This is a genomic window from Bacillus sp. SRB_331 (genome assembly GCF_003264175.1).
Classification (GTDB): domain Bacteria; phylum Bacillota; class Bacilli; order Bacillales; family Bacillaceae_G; genus Bacillus_A; species Bacillus_A mycoides.
Genome location: NZ_NADV01000102.1, coordinates 1 through 1,357, shown reverse-complemented (window position 1 = coordinate 1,357; position 1,357 = coordinate 1). Strand labels below are relative to the sequence as shown.

Below are 1,357 nucleotides of genomic sequence, written 5' to 3'. Positions count from 1 at the left end.
TAACTTAGATTCAACTGCAATTAAAAATAATAAATTATGGGGGTGCTTATATGAACATGAATGTAGCATCTATTAAAGAAAAAAAGGTTGTTAAATACAAAAGTTGTTTTGATGTGATTGGGCCCATAATGATAGGTCCTTCAAGTTCACATACTGCAGGTGCTTTGGCTATTGGAACAGTAGCCAATAAATTATTTCAAGGTCTTCCAAAAAAAGTCGTGGTAAGGTATTATGAATCATTTGCTGAAACCCATAAAGGACACGGAACTGATTTTGCAATTATTGCTGGGATATTAGGATTTGCTGCCGATGACAGCAAAGTGCCAGATGCTATTAAAATAGCAGAATATAAAGGAATCGACATTACCTTTATTGAAAAAGCGGGTGATAGTCCTGCTGATCATCCAAATACGGCAGATGTATATTTAGAGGATGAAAGTCGAAGTATTAGAACGATGGGTATTTCTGTCGGCGGTGGATTAATTGAAATCAAACATGTTGAAATTGACGGATTTAGTTTAGATCTGCAGGAGCCATTGCCAGTCATTATTGCAATTTCCGAAAGAGCTGACTTTGAATTTGTCTTACGCAGGATCTTTAAACAATATGATGTAGAAATTAATAACTTTCATAGTTTAGAAGGAAATAGGAAATATCTATATGCATTCGCATTGGATTCGCTATTGCCTGGTAATCTCCAGGAGGAATTAGGAAATTTAAGCAATATAGCTAAGCTCATTATTCTTTAGTTACATTAGGGAGTGAAAAAATATGTATATGGCCATAAAAGAAATTGTGGATGCAGCTAATAAAAGCCAAAAGACAATTTATGAATTAGCAATTGAACAGGAAATTGAACAAACTAAATCTACTTATGAAGAAGTTTGGAGTAAAATGGAACGAAATTTAGCGACTATGCAAAATGCTATAAATAAAAGTATCGAGGGCGACGGTGTATTTTCTCCAACTGGTTTAACCGGAGGTGATGCTGTTAAAATTAAAAACTATCGAGAAAATAGGAAAACCCTTTCTGGAGATTTGATGGTGTTAGGGATCCAAAGTGCTATCGGTGTTAATGAAGTAAATGCTGCATTAGGAGCTATTTGTGCAACTCCAACAGCAGGTGCGAGTGGGACGATTCCGGGAGTCCTATTTAGTATTAAAGATACGTTGCAGTTAAGTCATGAAGATATGATTCATTTTCTATTTACTTCAGCGTTATTTGGAACGATAGTCGCAAACAACGCTTGTATTTCAGGAGCGTACGGAGGATGTCAAGCTGAAGTAGGCAGTGCCTCAGCGATGGCGGCTGCAGCTGCGGTAGAAGCTGCAGGTGGAACGCCACAGCAATCTTCTG

General features: G+C 37.1%; 2 protein-coding genes. Both read left to right on the top strand.

The annotated features are described in order from the left end of the window. Positions 1 to 50 precede the first annotated feature (50 nt). Positions 51 to 749 carry a serine dehydratase beta chain gene (locus tag B5P42_RS31405; RefSeq protein ID WP_113736073.1) on the top strand — a complete coding sequence of 233 codons (699 nt, stop codon included), beginning with the start codon at positions 51 to 53 and terminating at the stop codon, positions 747 to 749. A gap of 22 nt (positions 750 to 771) precedes the next feature. Beyond that, on the top strand, positions 772 to 1,357 hold a 586-nt coding region (locus tag B5P42_RS31400; protein WP_113736072.1), incomplete at its 3' end, for an L-serine ammonia-lyase, iron-sulfur-dependent, subunit alpha.